At 60.2% G+C, this 18,262-nt stretch carries 15 protein-coding genes; 8 read left to right on the forward strand and 7 right to left on the reverse strand.

Annotation, left to right across the window (positions count from 1 at the left end; genetic code table 11):
• Positions 1-54 precede the first annotated feature (54 nt).
• The 6 genes from CKQ53_RS11090 to CKQ53_RS11115 all read left to right on the forward strand — a co-directional run bounded on the left by CKQ53_RS11090 (position 55) and on the right by CKQ53_RS11115 (position 6,929).
• On the forward strand, positions 55-1,461 hold the full coding sequence (locus CKQ53_RS11090; RefSeq protein ID WP_085651904.1) for an LLM class flavin-dependent oxidoreductase: 1,407 nt from the start codon (positions 55-57) through the stop codon (positions 1,459-1,461).
• Entirely contained in the window at positions 1,458-2,477 is a 1,020-nt protein-coding gene (locus CKQ53_RS11095; protein ID WP_094117714.1) for a methionine ABC transporter ATP-binding protein, read from the forward strand. Before CKQ53_RS11090 ends, CKQ53_RS11095 begins: the two co-directional genes overlap by 4 nt.
• Positions 2,474-3,181, forward strand: a complete 708-nt coding sequence (locus tag CKQ53_RS11100; RefSeq protein ID WP_085651902.1) for a methionine ABC transporter permease — start codon at positions 2,474-2,476, stop codon at positions 3,179-3,181. The genes CKQ53_RS11095 and CKQ53_RS11100 overlap by 4 nt, the downstream gene beginning before the upstream one ends.
• Complete coding sequence (locus tag CKQ53_RS11105; protein ID WP_118894989.1) at positions 3,178-4,053, forward strand: MetQ/NlpA family ABC transporter substrate-binding protein; 876 nt, start codon at positions 3,178-3,180, stop codon at positions 4,051-4,053. The genes CKQ53_RS11100 and CKQ53_RS11105 overlap by 4 nt, the downstream gene beginning before the upstream one ends.
• A gap of 193 nt (positions 4,054-4,246) precedes the next feature.
• A complete protein-coding gene (locus CKQ53_RS11110) occupies positions 4,247-5,725 on the forward strand; it encodes an MFS transporter (RefSeq protein WP_094117715.1) in 1,479 nt (492 codons plus the stop codon).
• Positions 5,700-6,929 carry an acyl-CoA dehydrogenase family protein gene (locus CKQ53_RS11115; RefSeq protein WP_094117716.1) on the forward strand — a complete coding sequence of 410 codons (1,230 nt, stop codon included), beginning with the start codon at positions 5,700-5,702 and terminating at the stop codon, positions 6,927-6,929. Before CKQ53_RS11110 ends, CKQ53_RS11115 begins: the two co-directional genes overlap by 26 nt.
• Positions 6,930-7,254: 325 nt before the next feature.
• Here the strand turns inward: CKQ53_RS11115 and CKQ53_RS11120 are convergent, their stop codons facing one another.
• Positions 7,255-8,202, reverse strand: coding sequence for an aliphatic sulfonate ABC transporter substrate-binding protein (locus CKQ53_RS11120; RefSeq protein ID WP_085651898.1), 948 nt, complete (start codon positions 8,200-8,202; stop codon positions 7,255-7,257).
• Between the two features lie 201 nt (positions 8,203-8,403).
• On the opposite strand from CKQ53_RS11120, the gene CKQ53_RS11125 reads away from it, so the two are divergent.
• Both CKQ53_RS11125 and CKQ53_RS18430 read left to right on the forward strand, forming a co-directional pair.
• Positions 8,404-9,132 carry an IclR family transcriptional regulator gene (locus CKQ53_RS11125; protein WP_085651897.1) on the forward strand — a complete coding sequence of 243 codons (729 nt, stop codon included), beginning with the start codon at positions 8,404-8,406 and terminating at the stop codon, positions 9,130-9,132.
• A 248-nt stretch (positions 9,133-9,380) separates the two neighbouring features.
• On the forward strand, positions 9,381-9,545 hold the full coding sequence (locus tag CKQ53_RS18430; protein WP_162896349.1) for a hypothetical protein: 165 nt from the start codon (positions 9,381-9,383) through the stop codon (positions 9,543-9,545).
• A 294-nt stretch (positions 9,546-9,839) separates the two neighbouring features.
• On the opposite strand, the gene CKQ53_RS11130 is transcribed toward CKQ53_RS18430, so the two are convergent.
• The 6 genes from CKQ53_RS11130 to CKQ53_RS11155 form a co-directional block, all read right to left on the reverse strand.
• Positions 9,840-10,502 (reverse strand): DUF3313 domain-containing protein, encoded by a 663-nt coding sequence (locus CKQ53_RS11130; RefSeq protein ID WP_094117717.1) that lies wholly within the window; start codon positions 10,500-10,502, stop codon positions 9,840-9,842.
• A gap of 479 nt (positions 10,503-10,981) precedes the next feature.
• On the reverse strand, positions 10,982-11,770 hold the full coding sequence (locus CKQ53_RS11135; RefSeq protein ID WP_094117718.1) for a siderophore-interacting protein: 789 nt from the start codon (positions 11,768-11,770) through the stop codon (positions 10,982-10,984).
• Positions 11,771-11,860: 90 nt separating this feature from the next.
• Positions 11,861-13,264 (reverse strand): efflux transporter outer membrane subunit, encoded by a 1,404-nt coding sequence (locus tag CKQ53_RS11140; RefSeq protein WP_118894991.1) that lies wholly within the window; start codon positions 13,262-13,264, stop codon positions 11,861-11,863.
• A 3-nt stretch (positions 13,265-13,267) separates the two neighbouring features.
• A complete protein-coding gene (locus CKQ53_RS11145) occupies positions 13,268-16,375 on the reverse strand; it encodes an efflux RND transporter permease subunit (protein ID WP_094117719.1) in 3,108 nt (1,035 codons plus the stop codon).
• The gene (locus tag CKQ53_RS11150; RefSeq protein ID WP_085651892.1) at positions 16,375-17,496 is read right to left on the reverse strand and encodes an efflux RND transporter periplasmic adaptor subunit; all 1,122 of its coding nucleotides are present in this window, start codon (positions 17,494-17,496) and stop codon (positions 16,375-16,377) included. Before CKQ53_RS11150 ends, CKQ53_RS11145 begins: the two co-directional genes overlap by 1 nt.
• A 99-nt stretch (positions 17,497-17,595) precedes the next feature.
• Positions 17,596-18,246 carry an O-methyltransferase gene (locus CKQ53_RS11155; protein ID WP_085651891.1) on the reverse strand — a complete coding sequence of 217 codons (651 nt, stop codon included), beginning with the start codon at positions 18,244-18,246 and terminating at the stop codon, positions 17,596-17,598.
• Between the last annotated feature and the right edge of the window lie 16 nt (positions 18,247-18,262).

Here is an 18,262-nt window from a genome sequence, read left to right on the forward strand (position 1 = left end):
AATCGAGATTCCGGCCGAACGTCGTTCGGCTGTGGAAGCTCTATGGAGAGCGCTATGCCATCGCAACGTGAAATTCGCCTTAATGCGTTTGATATGAACTGTGTCGGCCATCAGTCGCCGGGCCTGTGGGCGCATCCGCGCGACCGCTCCTGGCAGTACAAGGATTTGGAGTATTGGGTCGATTTGGCGCGGCTGCTGGAACGCGGCAAATTCGACGGTCTATTTATTGCCGACGTGCTGGGTGTCTATGACGTGCTGCACGGCAGCAGCGATGCCGCGATTCGTCAGGCGACGCAGGTGCCGGTGAACGATCCGCTGGCGTTGGTGACGCCGATGGCGCTGGTCACGGAGCATTTGGGATTTGGGCTGACGGCGTCGCTGTCGTTCGAACATCCGTATCCCTTCGCGCGCAGGCTGTCGACGTTGGATCACCTGACCAAAGGCCGCGTCGGCTGGAATATCGTCACCTCGTATCTGGAGAGCGGCGCCCGCAATATCGGGCAGAAGGCGCTCACCGATCATGACGCGCGCTATGACTATGCCGACGAATATCTGGAGGTGGTGTACAAGCTGCTGGAAGGCAGCTGGGAAGAGGGCGCGGTGCTGCGGGATCGCGAGCGGCGGATATTCAGCGATCCGACCAAAATTCATCCTATTCATCACCACGGCGAGTTCTTCAACGTCCCCGGGATCCACCTGTGCGAGCCGTCGCCGCAGCGGACGCCGGTGCTTTATCAGGCGGGCGCGTCAAGCCGCGGCAAACAGTTCGCCGCCGAACATGCCGAGTGCGTCTTCGTGGCGTCGCCGTCCAAGGTCTTGCTGAAGAAAACGGTGGCGGATATCCGGCGGCGGGCGGCGGAGGCCGGGCGCGATCCGCGCAGCATACTGATTTTTAATCTCCAGACGGTAATTGTGGGTGAAACCGACCGCGAGGCGCAGGCGAAATGGCGGGAATACGCCTCCTGGGTGAGCTATGAAGGGGCGCTGGCGCTGATCTCCGGCTGGACGGGCATCGACTTCGGCCAATACTCGCCGGATCAGGTGCTGAAACACCTGCACACCAACGCCATCCAGTCGGCAGTGGAAACCTTTTCGACCGCCGATCCGAACCGGCAGTGGACGGTGCAGGGGCTGGCGGACTGGGTCGGCATTGGTGGCTTTGGGCCGCTGCTGGTCGGCAGCGCGGAAACCGTCGCCGACGAGCTGCAAAGCTGGGTGGAAGAGACGGACGTGGACGGCTTCAATCTCGCCTATGCCTTGACCCATGAAACCTTCACCGATGTGGTCGAGCGGCTGATCCCCGAGTTGCAAAAGCGCGGCGTCTTCAAACGCGACTATGCGCCGGGCACGCTGCGGGAAAAATTGTTCCACGCGGGACCGCGGCTGGCCGCGCCGCACCCGGCGGCGGGCTATCGGGATCTCGCTGCATCCGCAACGCGTGTACGGGAGCGGGTGTCATGATCGAAATCGAACACCTGTACAAAAGCTACCTCGGGAAGCACGGGCGTCGAACGGAGGTTCTGAAAGACGTCTCGTTGCAGGTGCCGGCGAGCACCATTACGGCGGTCGTCGGGCCGAGCGGCGCAGGAAAATCCACGCTGGCGCGCTGCATCAGTCTGCTCGAAAAACCGGATCGCGGCACGCTGCGGGTCAACGGCCACGATCTCTCACTGCTGACCGGCGAGGCGCTGCGCCGGGAACGCCGGGCGATTGGTACGGTTTTTCAGTCGTCAGCCCTGCTACAGCGTAAAACCGCCTGGGAGAACATCGCGCTGCCACTGGAGTTTCTGGGCGTGGTGAAGCGAGACATCCACCAGCGCGTCGGCACGTTGCTGGACAGCGTGGGGCTGAGCCACAAGGCCCACAGCTACCCGGCGCAGCTCTCCGGCGGACAGCGTCAGCGTATCGGCATCGCCCGGGCTCTGGCGCTCAATCCGACGGTGTTGCTGGCGGATGAGGCCACGTCCGGTCTCGATCCCGAGGCGACGGACGCCGTGCTGCAACTGCTCAAACAGCTGCGGGATGAATTTGGTCTCGCCATCGTATTAATCACTCATGAAATGGATGTGGTGCGCACGGCTGCCGATGCGGTGGCGGAGATCCGCGACGGGGTCATCGTCCAGCAGGGCCGGGTGCGGGATCTGCTGGCGCAGCCGGACTCGTCGCTGGGTGAGCGTCTGTTCCCGGTGATAGCGCGGCCGGGACGCGGCGACCTGTTGCTGCGAGTCAGCTACAGCGCGAACAGGACGGTGGCGCCGGACTGGATCAGTCGGCTCTCCAGGCAGTTCGCCTTGCAGATCGATGTGCTGGGCGGCCACGTCGAGTGGGTCAATCAGCAACTGGCGGGACGGCTGGAGATTGCGGTGCATTTTCACGGCGACCGCCTCTCCACGACTCAGCTCATCGGGCTGCTCGACGCGCAAGGCGTCGTCGCGGAAATCCTGGCGACAACCCCGGCGCTAAGGGAGGCGATATGACGACATCCACGTCAGTCATGGGTCAGGACACGCCCTGGCGCGAGATCCACACGTTATTGCTGCCCGCTTACGGCGAAACCTGGCTCATGGTCGCCATCGTCATGGTGTTCGTGGTGAGCCTTGGCGGCGTGGTCGGCGTTGTGCTGTTCAACACGTCGCGCCGGGGACTGTTTCCTCATCCTGCGCTAAACCGGACGTTGAACTGGCTGGTGAATATGGGGCGCTCCCTGCCGTTTCTGGTGCTGATGGCGGCGATTATCCCGGTGACCTACTGGCTGACCGGCACCACCATTGGGATCCCGGCGGCGGTCGTTCCGATGGTGATCGCGGGCATCCCATTCTTCGCCCGACTATTGGAAAACGCGCTGCGGGAACTGCCGGACGACGTGACGTCGGTCGGTCTGGTGTCCGGCGGCTCCGTCGGCCAGATCATCGTGTCGGCGCAGCTGAGCGAAGCGCTGCCCGCTATCGTCTCCGCCGTCACGCTCAATCTGATCTCCATGATCGAATACTCCGCCATCGCGGGAACCATCGGCGCGGGCGGTATCGGTTATCTCGCCGTGGTCTACGGCTACCAGCGTTTCGATCACCACATCATGATCGCCACCATTGTGGTGCTGATCGCCACGATACAACTGATTCAATTCGCCGGCGACCGACTGGTCGCGGCATTGCGTCATTCACAGGGAGCGCAGTCAGCATGAGTACACCGCAGTTCGAACTTCGTCAAAAGCGGCGCTGGCCGTGGTGGGTCGCGGTCATCGTCCTCGTCGCCGCCGCGTCTGGCGCGTGGTACTGGCAGACGCAACGCCCACACACGGTGACGTTTGGTACGACGCTGGACATCCATTTTGAACCGGCGATGGCGGGGGAGGAGCGGGTGATTCAATACGTCGGCGAACATATCGCCCCCGACTACGGCCTGACGCTAAGGGCCGTCGGATTACAGGACCCGGTACAGGCGGACCGGTCGGTGGCGGATGGCGTCTATGCGGCCACGGTGTACCAGCATCAGTGGTGGTTAAAGCAGGTGGTGGACGCCAACGGCTTTAAGCTGACGCCGACGGTGCCGGTGTTTCAGTGGGCGTTTGGCATTTACTCAGATCGCTACCCGTCGGTCGAGGCGTTGCCGGAGCAGGCGACGATCGTCGTGCCGAATGATGGCGCGAATCAAGGGCAGGCGCTGTGGCTGCTGCAACACATCGGGCTGATCCGCCTGAATCCGGTGGTCGAGCCGCGCACGGCGAAGCTGAAGGATATTCAGGACAATCCCAAACGCTTTGTATTCAAAGAGCTGGACCTGCTGACCATGCCGCGCGCGCTGAATTCGGTCGATGCCGCCATCGGCTATGTCTCCCAGTTTGATGCCGGGAAGATCCCGCGTGAAAAGGGGATTCTGTTCCCTCCGGCCCCGGCCACCTTCGCCTCACAGTTGGTGATCGGCACGCCGTACCTTGCCGAAGAATCCATCGTCAAATTGCAACAGGCGTTTTCCGACCCGCGTCTTCAACAGTGGCTGAAAGAGACGGATGACCCGTTAGTCAGGGGCGTTTTAGTGCCGGTGTCGGCTGAATAGCCGTCTTCATTGTTTTCATTTCATCGTCTAGAACGGGCCGCTGTAAAGCGGTTCGGTTGTCGTGGTTTTTTGTGTCTATCTTATTGTTATTTAATGAATTTCAAAGACATAAATGTTGTTTGTGAACGCAAAATCTTCGTCTTATAACCGTAGTTTCACCTGCACATAAAAGAATAGCGAGGATGCCAAAAGTATGAGTACGTTACCGATTGACACCGACATCAGAGGGTCTGCATCAGGGTCCATTCCCATCAGCTCGGTGAGCGACGTGGCGAGGTTGATCAACACCCGCAGCGAGAAAAACAGCTACGCCAGAATGATCATCTTTCTGGCGTTGGGCGGGGTATTTCTCGACGCCTACGATCTGACTACGCTGTCTTACGGGATTGATGATGTCGTTAAAGAGTTTCAACTCACGCCGGTGCTGACCGGGCTGGTCACGTCATCCATCATGATCGGCACTATCATCGGCAATCTGATCGGCGGCTGGCTGACGGATAAATATGGCCGCTACTCCGTCTTCATGGCGGACATGCTGTTTTTCGTCGTTTCAGCGATTGCCGCCGGGTTGGCGCCGAACGTATGGGTGCTAATTGGCGCGCGTTTCCTGATGGGGATCGGCGTCGGGATCGACCTGCCGGTGGCGATGTCCTATCTGGCCGAATTCTCGAGGTTCGCCGGCAAGGGCAATAAGGCGGCCCGGTTGGCGGCGTGGTGCCCAATGTGGTACGCGGCGTCGTCGGCCTGCTTCCTGATCATCTTCGGCCTCTACTTCCTGCTGCCCGAACAGCATCTCGACTGGCTGTGGCGCGCCTCGCTGCTGTTTGGCGCGGTCCCGGCCCTGCTGATTATCGCGGTACGCCGCAAGTTTATGAATGAGTCTCCCCTGTGGGCGGCGAATCAGGGCGATCTCAAGGGCGCGGCGCGAATTCTGCGCGACTCCTATGGCATTGCCGCCCACGAAGCTGTGGATAAGACGTCGCGCAAGGCGGCCCATCAGCCGAAGGTCAGCTTCCGGGTGCTGTTTCAGAAACCGTATCGTGAACGCACCATCGTCGCCGGGGTGATGAACGTCTGTATTTCCTTCGAATACACCGCCATCGCCTTCTTCCTGCCGTCCATTTTGGCGCAATTTTTGGGGGCGGGTGTGTTTGAAACTATCTCGGCCTCGCTGGGGCTGAATGCGCTGTTTGCCTTCACCGGCGGCCTGCTGGGGATGCGGCTGGCCTGGAAATACCCTTCGCGCCATGTGGCCATAGCGGGCTTTGCCCTGCAGTTCATCGCGCTTATCGCGCTGGCGCTGATTGGTCAACCTCAGGCGACGATCGGCGTGGTCATCGCCATCCTGATGCTGGGACTGTGGCTGTTTGCGGAAGGTTTCGGTCCGGGCGCGCAGCTGATGATCTATCCGGCGCTGTCTTACCCGACCTCTATCCGCGCCACCGGCGTTGGCTTTAGCCGCTCGCTGTCCGGCATCGGCAGCGCGCTGGCGCTGTTTATCCTGCCGCTGCTCCAGGCGGCCTACGGCACCAACATGTTTTGGATTGTCTCGCTGAGCGCCATTATCCCCATCTTCTTCCTGCTCGCGGTTCGTCACGAACCGACCCGTCAGGACATTGACGATCATCACGATCAAGGAGCACATCATGACCTTACTGTCGACCGGGACTGACTACGACACCTTGGCGGCGCGATTCCGCCCTATTTTCGCCCGCATTGCCGATGGCGCCACCGACCGCGAGCGGCGGCGGGAGCTACCCCATGAGCCTATCCGCTGGTTAAAGGAGGCGGGATTCGGCGCGGTGCGGATTCCCAAAGAGAAGGGCGGACAGAGCGCGTCGCTGCCTCAGCTGTTTCGCCTGCTGACGGAGCTGGCGGAGGCCGATTCTAACCTGCCGCAGGCGCTGCGAGCCCATTTCGCCTTCGTGGAAGATCGCCTCAATGCACCGGACACGCCGGAGCGCGACCGCTGGTTCCAGCGCTTTCTGGATGGTGAGCTGGTGGGCAGCGGCTGGACGGAGATCGGCAACATCAAACTGGGCGATGTCATTACACACGTTGAGCCTGCGTCGTATGGCTGGACGCTGAACGGCGAGAAGTTTTACAGCACCGGCGCGCTGTTCGCCGACTGGATCGATGTGTATGCCCGCCGCAGCGATAACGGGCGGGATGTGATTGCCATCGTCAGTACGCATCAGGACGGCGTGCTGCGGGAGGACGACTGGGATGGCTTTGGTCAGCGGCTGACCGGCAGCGGCACGACCCGCTTTACGCAGGCGCAGGTCGACGCCGGGCACGTGTACGATTTTGCGGACCGCTTCCTGTATCAGACGGCGTTTTATCAGCACATGCTGTTAGCGACGCTGGCCGGTATCGGTCGGGCGATTGCGCGTGACGCCGCTGAGGGCGTTCGGCAGCGCAAACGCATTTATAGCCACAGCAATGCTTCGCTGCCGAAAGAGGATGTGCAGGTATTGCAGGTCGTCGGTCAGGTTTCCAGTTGGGCCTATGCCACGGAGGCGGCGGTGATCGCGGCGACGCACTCGTTGCAGCAGGCGTACGAAGTCCACGTTTCGGACGATGATGCCCTCAAGCTACGCGTCAACAGCCTCGCGGAAGTGGAGGCGGCGCAGGCGCAGGTGATCGCCAGCGAGCTGGTGCCGCGAGCGGCGACCGAGCTGTTCAACGCGCTCGGCGCTTCCGACACGCGAGTCAGCAAGGCGTTGGATCGCCACTGGCGCAACGCGCGCACGCTGGCGTCCCACAATCCGGTGATTTACAAGGCCCGCAATATCGGTGACTGGCTGGTTAACGGTCACGCGCCGACCTTTATCTGGCAGGTCGGCAACGGGGAGCCGAAGCAGAAAACCGCTTAATTGCGAGGAACAGCCATAAGGCGGGCCCGAGCGCCCGCCTTTTTTCTGTCCGCCTGACGCTGATTGAGAACCGAGATGGGTTCCCGTGGGATGGCGGTTCGAAGAAAGTGGCCGTCGTGATTGCTAGATATCACCCGTGTTCAGGCGTGGGAGCAGGGACGCGGTTTTTATTGGAACCGCGCAGCCCGAACACGATTAAGGTGGGCATGGCAGGCGGAGAGACGACGGGGGCTTGAGCGATCACGACGCAAGGCCACGTCATGAAACGTGGCCTTTTACTGTGAGTCGCTCCGGAGGATTGGACGACCGCGCGGTTAAAACCCTATCACTTTTTATCTAATGACCAGGTCGCGCTGGCGACGTTGACCTGGGTCGGCAGTAGGCCGATCTGCGTAAATTTATCCGCCAGCGCCTGTTGTTGGCGGAAGACTTCCGGCGTCATCCGCTCAGCGCCGTATGGCATTCTTGCCAGCGCTTGACTCCAAATGGCGCGATCCAGCCCGGTTGACTGCGACAGGATCGCGGCGGCGTCCGTCGGGTTGTTGTTGGCCCACTGGCTCAGCGACGCCAGTTCATTGACAACCTGTTCCGCCGTCTGCGGCCAGGTTTCGGCGAATTTACGGCTGGCGAGGTAGAACGTGTAGTGCGGAACCAGACCTTCGGCATTGCGAATCTGCCTGGCGCCTGCGTTGCTTTCTACCTCGGCCAGGAACGGATCCCAGATCACCCAGGCATCCACCGCGCCGCGCTGAAACGCCGCGCGCGCATCGCTGGGCGTCAGATAAACGGGCGTGATATCGCGATAGCTCAGACCGGCGTCTTCCAGCGCTTTCACCAGCAGGTAATTGACGTCCGAGCCTTTGTTCAACGCTACGCGTTTTCCTTTGAGATCCGCCACCGATTTGATGGGGGAGTCACCCGGTACGACGATAGCTTCCGTTTTCGGGTTGGCGGGGGAGTGCGCCAGATATATCAGGTCGGCCTGCGCCGCTTGCGCAAAAGCGGGCGGGGCATCGCCGGTTGCCGCAAGATCGATACTGCCGACGTTCAATCCTTCCAGCATCTGCGGCCCGGCGGGGAACTCGATCCAGCGCACCTGAATACCCTGTTGTTTAAATTTCTCATCCAAGGTCCCCCGGTATTTCAGCAGCGCAAAAATATTGGCTTTCTGATACCCAATGTTGATCGCTTCAGGCTGGGAGGCGGCGGCCGCAGAGGCGGACACCCCCGCCAACAGCAGCGCGAGAGCGGTATGACGTAGGGAGATTTTCATGATGGCGTCGTCTCTTAAGGCAAATTAAGGAAAAACCTTATCAGAGAGAATTTATAACTTTAAAATAATGAAATATTTTTTAATATTCCTATTAGTTTTAACCGGCCGACGGGCGTGAGACGTAAACCCCATACGATGTTATCTTTCCTGACTCTACCTTGAAGAGACGGATTGCCGCAGTCGCGGTTTGAGAGGGAAAGGATGATCGACGATAACCGAAGGATCCAGTCTGTTGAGCGGGCGATGGCGTTGTTGGAAGCGATTGCCGCAGCCGGGGGGGAATCCCGTCTGGTAGACCTGACGACGCAACTGGGGCTTAACAAAAGTACGCTGCACGGCCTGCTGAATACGCTGGCGGCCATGGGCTACGTCACGCGTAACGGCACGCGTTACGCGCTAGGGTTGCGCCTGCGCGAGTTGGCTCAGCCGCTGACCGATGAAGACTCCGCGCTGCGCGCCACGTTTGGACCGGTGCTGCGGCGCTTCGCCGAAATCAGCGGCGAAACCTGCTATCTTGCCGTCCCTTGCGGCACGAGCGAGTATCTCTGTATCGATTCCGTGGAGTGCGATGGCAGCCTGTTGCGGGCAACCTGTCCCTGCGGTAACCGTGAGGGGCTGACGACTTCCGCCATTGGTAAAATCCTTCTGGCTAACGATGTCGGACTGATGCGGAGTCTGCGGCGAGCGGGGAAAGTGTCGACGTCGTTGGGCGTCGAGCTGAAGGCGATCGCCATACAAGGTTTTGCACTCGATCTGGAACAGGTTGAGCCGGGCCTGTGCTGCGTTGCCATGCCGCTTTATCAGCAAGGCCGGGTTGTGGCAGCCTTGGGAATGAGCGGTCCGTCCTGCCGTTGGTCGTCTTCGGCGCTGCAAGAGCTCGTCCATCGCATGTTGCAGGAAAAGTTCGGCAATACGAAAAATCACGACTGATCTCGTCAATATCATTCTCTCGCACTCCTGGCATGGTCACTATTTTGTATTAAGACAACCGCCAGGAGTTTCTTGCGGGTTGAATCATGTTCTCCATAACTTGTGCAATCCGCTCAGATTCTGGCGTGAGGTCAGAGGCGTGCCATGGGTCTTAGTGTGGTCGATAATGGCGAACGACGTGCTATCGACCCCTTCCGCAGCCTCACTGTGCGCGTAAAGCTTTCTAAGGGACAAGGCGGATGACGTCGATGACGAAGATTGAAGAAGAGCAAATGCGTCAGAAGAAGGAATTTGTCGTCAATCTGTATGATTCGCGACGGGAGGTGAAACGCGGGCGGCGAGGTTATCGCCGCCCGCGTTTGTCTTCGTTAGCGGTAATCTCGTCCGCGATGATGATCGCGATCGCCGTATGAACGATTGTCGTCATAGTCCGGACGAGGATGACGATCCCGGTGGTGACCGTCGACAACGATACATCCGTTCAGCAGAAGCGTCGCTGCGAGGCACGTGAGTAAGAGTCGTATTTTCATCGTAGGGCTCCTGTCGTTGGTGTTCCCTGGTGTTGAACGCAATGCAGAGGCGGCCGATGATGTGCCGATAACCTGCTCCGTTTCGCATGCTGCAAACACTTTTCACTGGACTGCAAGGTCCGGCATCCGGACGCCGGACGGAGATCCGTCTGGCGTACCTTCCTCCGGCGGTACGGATTACTTCAGCATATCGACCAGTTCATCCGCCCCTTTATCCAGGCCGACTTCCGCCGCGCTCAGCGAACCGAAGGTGGCGCCGATGTTCATGGCGTTTGGATACTGTTTGGCGACATAGGCGTTCAGCAACTGGTTGCTGGCGGCATCGTGTATCTCCACCGCATAGCTGACGGAACCGCTCAGCATGCCTTCTTTACCGCGAATGGACTGAACGATGTTGTAAGGCCCGCCCGCGAGATCAAATTTCGTTACCGTACCGACGACCTGAGTGGTGGTTTCAGCCCCGGTCAGCGTCAGTTTGACCCTGATGGCGCCCGGAGTGGGAGCGGTGGCTTCGGTAAAACGGCTTCTCAGGCTTTCGCTAAAACGATCCTGCATGTATTTCGCCAATGCCTGGCGATCTTCCTGATCCATATCGCCAAACTGGTTATCGCTACCCTGATAAACGGTTACGGGGTCGATGATGACATGCGAATATTTTTTCCAGTCGACCGGCGCGGCATAGCGGAATGGGATGCGATCGGATTCATCACCGGTGTTGGGCTGCAGCTGAGAGGCCGAGTCAATACCCGCGTAACGGGCCGGTTGTGTGCCAGCGCAACCCGCTAAGGCCATGGCAACGATCAAAACTGCGGGGCGGTACACCTTGGTCAATGTGCTCATTCGTAAAACCTTCTAAAAGATCACCAATGTCGGTCGGAAAGCGTCGTGCGAGTGACGCCGTTTTTTCGCTAAGTCAGCAGCTTTGAGAAATCGGGCCGTCGTCGATAAGGACATTCAGCATGCTGCGCTCAAAACCATACTGTACGGTTCAGTTTTGCACTAAGCGGATCAAGTTGTCAATAAAATGTACACATGTGTTCAGTTATGTTTTAGATAGCCTCACCAAACGATCACGATCGTCGAAGATGTCCGACATCGGGCGGCGTCAACGCGGGCGGGGATTTCTGATGAGAGCACGGACAGGAGGGACGTGAGGAGAGGACGGAAAGGAAAATTCCTAAATGCTTGCTGACCGAACGTCCCCGTCGGGAGACGCGCGCGAAAAGACGCAATGAGGTCAATACTGGCGAGAAAAAGCGATGAAGCGCGCCGTATCGCGCGCTTGCATTCTGTCTATCGGCGAAGAAAGGGGCTTGAGGTTATTCGGCCGCTTGCTTCCAGTAAGCCACGACGCGCACATAGTCCTCGTCGAGCCCCAGAGGACCGGTCAGATAGTTTTTGAACGTGAACATTTTGTGGTTCTCGCCGGTGGCCCAGACAAAGTAGTCGTCTTTGGGGAGCGACAATCGATCCACCGCGGCGATGAATTTCTGGGCATCCTCATTGCCGTCCCGCGTCATCCATTCCAGCGTCATGCCGCTTTTAACCGGAATAGAGGGACGCGCCTGATTCTCTTCGCTCTCGATAAATACCGCGCCGCGCGTGGCATCCGGCAGTTCCTGAAGTCGACGCAGAAGCGCCGGGATGCCGGTTTCATCGCAGATCAGCAGTTGCCAGGCATAGTCCGCCGGGATCTGAATCGAGCCGCGCGGACCGCCCAGGCCGATCACGTCTCCCGCTTTTGCCGCCCGTGCCCACTCGGAGGCGACGCCGTTGGCGTGCAGATAGAAGTCGATGGTGAGCTCACGCGCCGCGGCATCGAACTTGAGCGGCGTGTAGTCGCGGTTGGCCGGGCGCACATCGCCCCAGATCGGGCCGTCAGGACCGTTCTTCGGAAGATGAAGCTCGCCGGTGACGCGGTCGGGGAAGAACAGCTTTACGTGGTCGTCGAATCCGGGGCTATTGAAACCGTCGAGGTCATCGCCGGTGAAGACGATACGCTGGAACGGACCGGGAAGGCATGAGGTGGTTTTCACCGTCAGTTTACGAAACACCAGCGGCAGGCGTACACGGGTAGGCAGCCGGGATGTCGAGGATTCTGTTGTCATGGTTTACCCTGCGTTCAATCAATGGATAACAGACCGGGCGTCGCGCCCGATCGTGAACGGATAGGGCGACGGAGACCGTCGCCTCAGGTGTTACTGTTCCGTGGTAGGGCTGACGCCGCCGCCCAGCGACTCCCACAGCGTGATGCGGTTATTGAAGTCGGTTTGACGCAGTGCGATCAGCTCCAGCTGGGACGACCACAGCGTGCGTTGCGCCGTCAGGACGTTCAAATAATCGCCCACGCCGGACTGATAGCTTCGCTGCGCCAGCGTGAAACTGCGCTGCGCCGCCGCCACATACTGCTGCTGAGCGTCCAGCTGTTCCGACAGCGTCTGACGACGCGCCAACGCATCGGCCACATCTTTAAAGGCGCTTTGGATCGCTTTCTCATAGGAAGCGATGAGCCCTTTTTTCTCTGCTTCAGCATACCGCAGTTGCGCCAGATTGCTGCCCCCGGTAAACAGCGGCAGGGTCACGCTGGGCGCAAACGACCAGATATTGGCGCCGTGGCTGAACAGATTGGACAGCGAATTGCTGCCAACGCCCGCGCTGGCGGTCAGCGACACCGTAGGGAAGAAGTTGGCGCGCGCGGCGCCGATATCCGCGTTGGCGCTCTTCAGACTGTATTCCGCTTCCTGTACGTCCGGTCGGCGTAACAGCACGCTGGAGGAGACGCCGGCCGGCACCAGCGCGATGGCGCCGTCGTTGAGCTGGTCAAGCGGCACGGGTTGCAGGTTCTCCGGCACGGTCTCGCCCACCAGCAGGTTCAGGGCGTTGATGTCCTGTGCGACCAGCGTCTGATAGCTGGCGACGCTGGCGCGCGCCGACTGATAGACGGTCATTGCATCGCTGACGTCGGTCGCCGCGGCGACGCCCGCCGCCATCCGCCGCTCGGTGATGTGCAGGGAGTTGGCCGCGCTCTCCATCGTATCTTTGGCGAGCTGCAGGTTGCTCTTATCCGCCGCCAGCGTGATCCACGCCGTGGTGGTTTCGCCAATCAGCGTCAGCCGCGTATTCTGCGCGGTGGCCTCGCTGGCCAGCCAGGTTTCCCGTGCTGCCCGCGAGAGACTGCGATTGCGGCCGAACAGGTCGATTTCAAAGCTGCTGACCGCGCCTTGCGCTTCGCTGCTGCTACTCACGCCGGAGTCGATCGTTCGGCTACGGGTGTGGCTCAGTTCGGCATTCAGCGTCGGGAACAGACTGGCGCGCTCCTCGCCGTAGAGCGCTCTGGCGGCTTCAATATCCGCTATGGCTTTTTGCAAATCGCGGTTGCTGGCTAACGCCCGTTCCACGACGGTTTTGAGACGGGCGTCGTTCATGACGTGCTGCCAGTCGGTCAGCACCGCTTCGGGGGAGGCGGCGGCTTGACCGGTCTGCGTCGTGGCGCCCGGCCAGGTCGTGGGGACCGGCGCGGCGGGCCGCTGATAGTCCGGGTCGAGAGAAATACAGCCCGCGAGCAGCAGGGACAGTGAGAGAAGACTCATTCGATAAAACATGAATTACTCCTGAACGTCATGGCGACGGGTGAAATAATGTTTCACCAGGACGAAGAACAACGGCACGAAGAAGATCGCCAGCAGCGTGGCCGTCAGCGTTCCGCCAATAATCCCGGTCCCGATCGCGATACGACTGTTGGCCCCGGCGCCGGTGGCCAGCGCCAGCGGAATGACCCCGGCGATAAATGCCAACGACGTCATGATGATCGGCCGCAGACGTGTTTTGGCTGCCGACAGTACCGCGGCGCTCAGGGAACTGCCTTGCCGGACCGCCAATTCCGCAAACTCCACTATCAAGATGGCGTTCTTCGACGACAGCCCGATGGTGGTCAACAGCGCCACCTGGAAGTAAACGTCGTTGCTCAAGCCGCGTAGCAGGGCGGCCAGCGCGGCGCCGCAGATCCCGAGCGGAATGATCATGATGACGGAGAACGGCACCGACCAGCTTTCATACAGCGCCGCCAGACACAGGAACACCACCATAATGGAAATGGCGTACAGACCCAGCGCCTGACCGCTCGCCAGTTTCTCTTGCAGAGAGAGTCCGCTCCAGGCCCAGGTTGACCCCGAGGGCAGCTGCGAGGCAATGGCTTCAATCTTGTTCATCGCGTCGCCGGAGCTGACGCCATCGGCGTTTTCCCCGGTGATCTCGAACGAGGCGGAACCGTTATAGCGCGTCAGGGTTTCCGGACCGTAGGTCCAACTCGTCGAGGCGAAAGCGGAGAACGGGGCCATGCTGTCGTCGCTGCTGCGGACATACCACTTATTCAAGTCCGACGGTTTAGAACGGAACGGACTGTCGGCCTGGATGTAGACTTTTTTGACGCGGCCGCGGTCAATGAAGTCGTTGACGTACGTCCCGCCCCAGGCGCTGCTCAGCGTATCGGTCACGTCACTCAGCGTCAGTCCCAGCGCGACGGCCTTGCTATTGTCGATATCCACCTGCAACTGCGGCATCTGCGGCAGGTCGTTGGCGCGGACCGACTTCAGTTCCGCGCTGGCGCCCGCCTGCTTCAGCAGCTGACTGCGCAGCTCCATCAGTTTGGCGCGTTCGGTGCTGCCGTCGGCCAGCAGCTCAAACGTAAAGCCGCTGGTCTGGCCCATCCCCTGTACCGACGGCGGCGTGGAGGCGAAGATGCGGGCGTCGCGTTCGGTGGACAGCGCTTTCATCGCGCGGTTGGCGATCGCCTGTGCGGTATTTCTCGAACCGGGGCGTTCGTCCCAGTTTTTCAGCGCGACGAAGGCCATCCCGGCGTTCTGACCGCTCCCGCTGAAGTTAAAGCCGGTGATGGTATAGATGACGCTCACGTTGTCTTTTTCCTCTTTGAGGAACCAGTCGGTGATGCGTTTGTTGACGGCGTTGGTCCGGTTAACCGTCGCCCCCGCCGGCAGGGTGTACTGCACCATGATCTGTCCCTGATCCTCGTTCGGCAGGAAGCTGCTGGGTAAGCGCCAGAGGAACAAGATCATCAGCGCGACGATGGCGGCGAACGCGATCAGCATGACCAGCGGACGGCGGAGCACGGAGACCACGCGATGGCTGTAGCCCTTTTGCGTGCGGGCGTAGAACCGGTTGAAGCCGCCGAAGAAGCCTTTCTTATGTGGTTTGCTGTGTTTCAGCAGCAGGCCGCACAGGGCGGGCGTCAGCGTCAACGCGACCACGACGGACAGCGCCATGGCGGAGATGATGGTGACGGAGAACTGGCGGTAGATCACCCCGGTCGAACCGCCGAAGAAGGTCATCGGCAGGAACACGGCGGAAAGCACCAGCGCGATGGCGATCAGCGCGCCGGATATCTCGCCCATCGATTTTTCGGTGGCCGCGCGGGCGGGGAGCCCCTCGTCGCGCATGATGCGCTCGACGTTTTCCACCACCACGATGGCGTCATCCACCAAGAGGCCGATGGCGAGCACCATCGCGAATAGCGTCAGGGTGTTGATCGAGTAGCCGAACAGCGCCAGAACGCCAAACGTCCCCAGCAGCACCACCGGCACCGCCAGCGCCGGGATCAGCGTGGCCCGCAGGTTTTGCAGGAACAGGTACATGACGATAATGACCAGCACGATCGCTTCGATCAGCGTCTTGACCACATCCTCGACGGAAATCTTGATGAAGTCGGTACTGTCCTTCGGATAGGCGATCTCGTAGCCTTCCGGCATGCTGTGGCTATATTCGTTGATTTTGGCTTTTACTAACTCTGCGGTATCCAGCGCGTTGGCGCCCGGCGCCAGCATGACGGCGATACCGGCGGAAGGATGGCCGTTGAGTCGGGAGGACGACGTGTAGTCTTCGCTGCCCATTTCGACGCGGGCGACGTCGCTGATACGTACGACGGCGCCGTTAGACTCGCTTTTGACGATGATATTGCGGAATTGCTCCGGCGTTTGCAGGCGCGACTGCGCGCGCACCGTCGCCGTCAACTGCTGATCGGCGGAGGAGGGCTCCGCGCCGATTTTCCCGGCGGACAGCTGGATATTCTGCGCTTCAATCGCCGACTCGACGTCCGACGGCATCAGGCTGTAGGACGCCAGTTTATTGGGGTCCATCCAGATGCGAATGGCGTATTCGGAACCGAACACCCTCAGGCTGCCGACGCCGCTGACGCGCGCCAGCGGGTCCTGCATGTTGCTGACCAGCCAGTCGGCGATATCCGAACTGGTGGCTTTGTCGGTCTTATCATACAGCGCCATGATCAGCAGGAAGTTGGACTGGGACTTGGTGACGGTGATCCCGGCGGACTGCACCTCAGACGGTAGCCGAGACTCCGCCTGCTGCACCTTGTTCTGGACCTGCACCTGCGCGGTGTCGGCGTTGGTGCCCTGAGCGAAGGTCACCTGAATTTCGACTTCGCCGTCCGAACTGCTGGTGGAGGTGAAGTAGAGCAGGTTGTCCAGCCCGGTCAGCTGCTGTTCGATGATTTGGGTGACGCTGTTTTCCAGCGTTTGCGCGGAAGCGCCGGTGTAGGTCGCTTTGATGCGCACGGAAGGCGGAGCCACGTCGGGATACTGCGCCACCGGCAACGTCCGGATCGACATCAGCCCCGCCATCATGATGAGTATCGCGATCACCCAGGCGAAGACCGGGCGTCGCACAAAGAAGCGGGAGAACATCAGTTAGCGCCTCCCGTCAGTTGCACTTCGACGGGGTTAACCGTACTGCCTACCGCGACCTTGTCGCTGCCTTCCACCAACAGGCGATCACCGCTTTTCAAACCGCTGGTAATCAACCAATCGCTGCCGGTGGCTTCCGCCGTCACGACGGCGCGACGTTCCACCTTGTTGTCGGCCGTCACGACCAACGCCGTCGCGTTGCCTTTCACGTCGCGGGTAATGCCCTGCTGGGGCGCCAGTATGGCGTCCTGCATCACGCCTTCATCCACTTTCGCGCGGACAAACATGCCGGGAAGCAGCACGTGGTCAGGGTTGGGGAACACGGAGCGCAGCGTAACGGATCCGGTGGATTCGTCGACGGCGACTTCCGTCAGCTCCAGACGCCCTTTATGCGGGTAGACCGTTCCGTCTTCCAGCGTCAGGGTCACGTTCAGCGTATCGCTGTTGGTCGCCAGCGCCTGTTTGCGCAGGCGCAGCAGGTCGGCGCTGGAACGGGTCAGATCCAAATACATCGTGTTCAGCGCACGGATCGTGGTGAGCGCGGTAGACTGCTGCGCGGTCACCAACGCCCCCGGCGTAACGCTGGAAATACCGATGCGTCCGGCGATAGGCGCCGTCACCGTGGTCCACTGCACGTTGATGCGGGCGCTTTCCAGCGCGGCATTTTTCTCCAGTACGCTGGCCTTGTCCTGCTCACAGGTGGAACGGGCATCATCCGCATCCTGCTGCGACACGCCCTGTTCTTTGACCAGCCCGGCGTAGCGTTTGGCTTTCAGACAGTCGGACAAAACCAGCGCCTTGGCGCTCTGCAACGCGGCGGCGGCCTGATCGTAGGTCGCCTTATAGCTGGAGGGGTCGATCTGATACAGCGGCTGACCGGCTTTCACCTCATCGCCTTCGGTAAACAGACGCTTTTGAATAATGCCGCCGACCTGAGGGATGACGTCAGACGTCAGTGTCGCGGCGGTGCGGCCGGTTAATTCGCTTTCCAGCGTAAACGTGGTGGGTTTCAACGTCACGATGCCGACTTCGGTCGGCGCGGCGCTTTCGGTTTGCGTTTGACTGTTGTCGCAACCGCTCAAACCTATCAATGTCAAAAGGCATAACATGCGTAACTGCATAGCGTTTCCCCGTATTTCGGCGAGATGAATTCGGTGATGGCAAAGTCTTAAAAGAAATTTAGGTTTCGGGTTGTCGACGCGGTTTGGGCGACGACAACGTTAACGGACCTTCAGCGCCAGCTCGGTGTTGCCCTTGATGGGCAGGCTGACGGAGATAAATCCATTGCTGGGATTTCGGATATAGTCGAGAAAGTCCGGCTCGGCGTTATCGTTAAGCACCATGCCGCCGACCCGCAGCTGCGGCGCGACGACTTCGATGATGTCGCGCGCCAGCGAAACGCCGCGCGTAGAGGGCCAACCGTCGATCAGGGCGAAATCGACATCGCCGCCCAGATCCCGGAGCGTTTCCCGCGCGTCGCCGACACGGATATCGGCGTAGTCGGACAATCCGGCTTCGGCCAGATGTCGCTGCGCGGTGGCCGCTTTTTCCGGCACCAGTTCAGCGCCGATGACTTTGCCGTGACCGTTATCTTTCATGGCGGCCGCAAAGTAGAGCGCGGACATGCCGATAGAGGTGGCGAAGTCGACAACGCGTGTCGCCCGCAGTGAACGGCAGAGTAGATAGATCAGTTCCCCCTGCGTGGGGTGAATGGAGAAACCGTAGTCGGTGAAGTCTTCCGGTGCGTTGGCCATCGTGGCTGGCGAGGTGTCGGCTGAAGGGAAAGCCCGGTTGCGGTTCAGTCTGTCAATGACGGCAAGGATTTTGGGGTCGCTAATCGTATTGACGTGGTTGAATGAGTCTAATGTCATACCTGTAGGCCTGTGT

The sequence above is a fragment of the Lonsdalea britannica genome, assembly GCF_003515985.1.
Taxonomy (GTDB): Bacteria; Pseudomonadota; Gammaproteobacteria; order Enterobacterales; family Enterobacteriaceae; genus Lonsdalea; species Lonsdalea britannica.

Excerpts from the sequence above, each read along its gene's own strand:
- CKQ53_RS11090 (WP_085651904.1), top strand. The coding sequence starts at position 55 with ATGCCATCGCAACGTGAAATTCGCCTTAATGCGTTTGATATGAACTGT.
- CKQ53_RS11095 (WP_094117714.1), top strand. The coding sequence starts at position 1,458 with ATGATCGAAATCGAACACCTGTACAAAAGCTACCTCGGGAAGCACGGG.
- CKQ53_RS11100 (WP_085651902.1), top strand. The coding sequence starts at position 2,474 with ATGACGACATCCACGTCAGTCATGGGTCAGGACACGCCCTGGCGCGAG.
- CKQ53_RS11105 (WP_118894989.1), top strand. The coding sequence starts at position 3,178 with ATGAGTACACCGCAGTTCGAACTTCGTCAAAAGCGGCGCTGGCCGTGG.
- CKQ53_RS11110 (WP_094117715.1), top strand. The coding sequence starts at position 4,247 with ATGAGTACGTTACCGATTGACACCGACATCAGAGGGTCTGCATCAGGG.
- CKQ53_RS11115 (WP_094117716.1), top strand. The coding sequence starts at position 5,700 with ATGACCTTACTGTCGACCGGGACTGACTACGACACCTTGGCGGCGCGA.
- CKQ53_RS11120 (WP_085651898.1), bottom strand. The coding sequence starts at position 8,202 with ATGAAAATCTCCCTACGTCATACCGCTCTCGCGCTGCTGTTGGCGGGG.
- CKQ53_RS11125 (WP_085651897.1), top strand. The coding sequence starts at position 8,404 with ATGATCGACGATAACCGAAGGATCCAGTCTGTTGAGCGGGCGATGGCG.
- CKQ53_RS18430 (WP_162896349.1), top strand. The coding sequence starts at position 9,381 with ATGACGAAGATTGAAGAAGAGCAAATGCGTCAGAAGAAGGAATTTGTC.
- CKQ53_RS11130 (WP_094117717.1), bottom strand. The coding sequence starts at position 10,502 with ATGAGCACATTGACCAAGGTGTACCGCCCCGCAGTTTTGATCGTTGCC.
- CKQ53_RS11135 (WP_094117718.1), bottom strand. The coding sequence starts at position 11,770 with ATGACAACAGAATCCTCGACATCCCGGCTGCCTACCCGTGTACGCCTG.
- CKQ53_RS11140 (WP_118894991.1), bottom strand. The coding sequence starts at position 13,264 with ATGTTTTATCGAATGAGTCTTCTCTCACTGTCCCTGCTGCTCGCGGGC.
- CKQ53_RS11145 (WP_094117719.1), bottom strand. The coding sequence starts at position 16,375 with ATGTTCTCCCGCTTCTTTGTGCGACGCCCGGTCTTCGCCTGGGTGATC.
- CKQ53_RS11150 (WP_085651892.1), bottom strand. The coding sequence starts at position 17,496 with ATGCAGTTACGCATGTTATGCCTTTTGACATTGATAGGTTTGAGCGGT.
- CKQ53_RS11155 (WP_085651891.1), bottom strand. The coding sequence starts at position 18,246 with ATGACATTAGACTCATTCAACCACGTCAATACGATTAGCGACCCCAAA.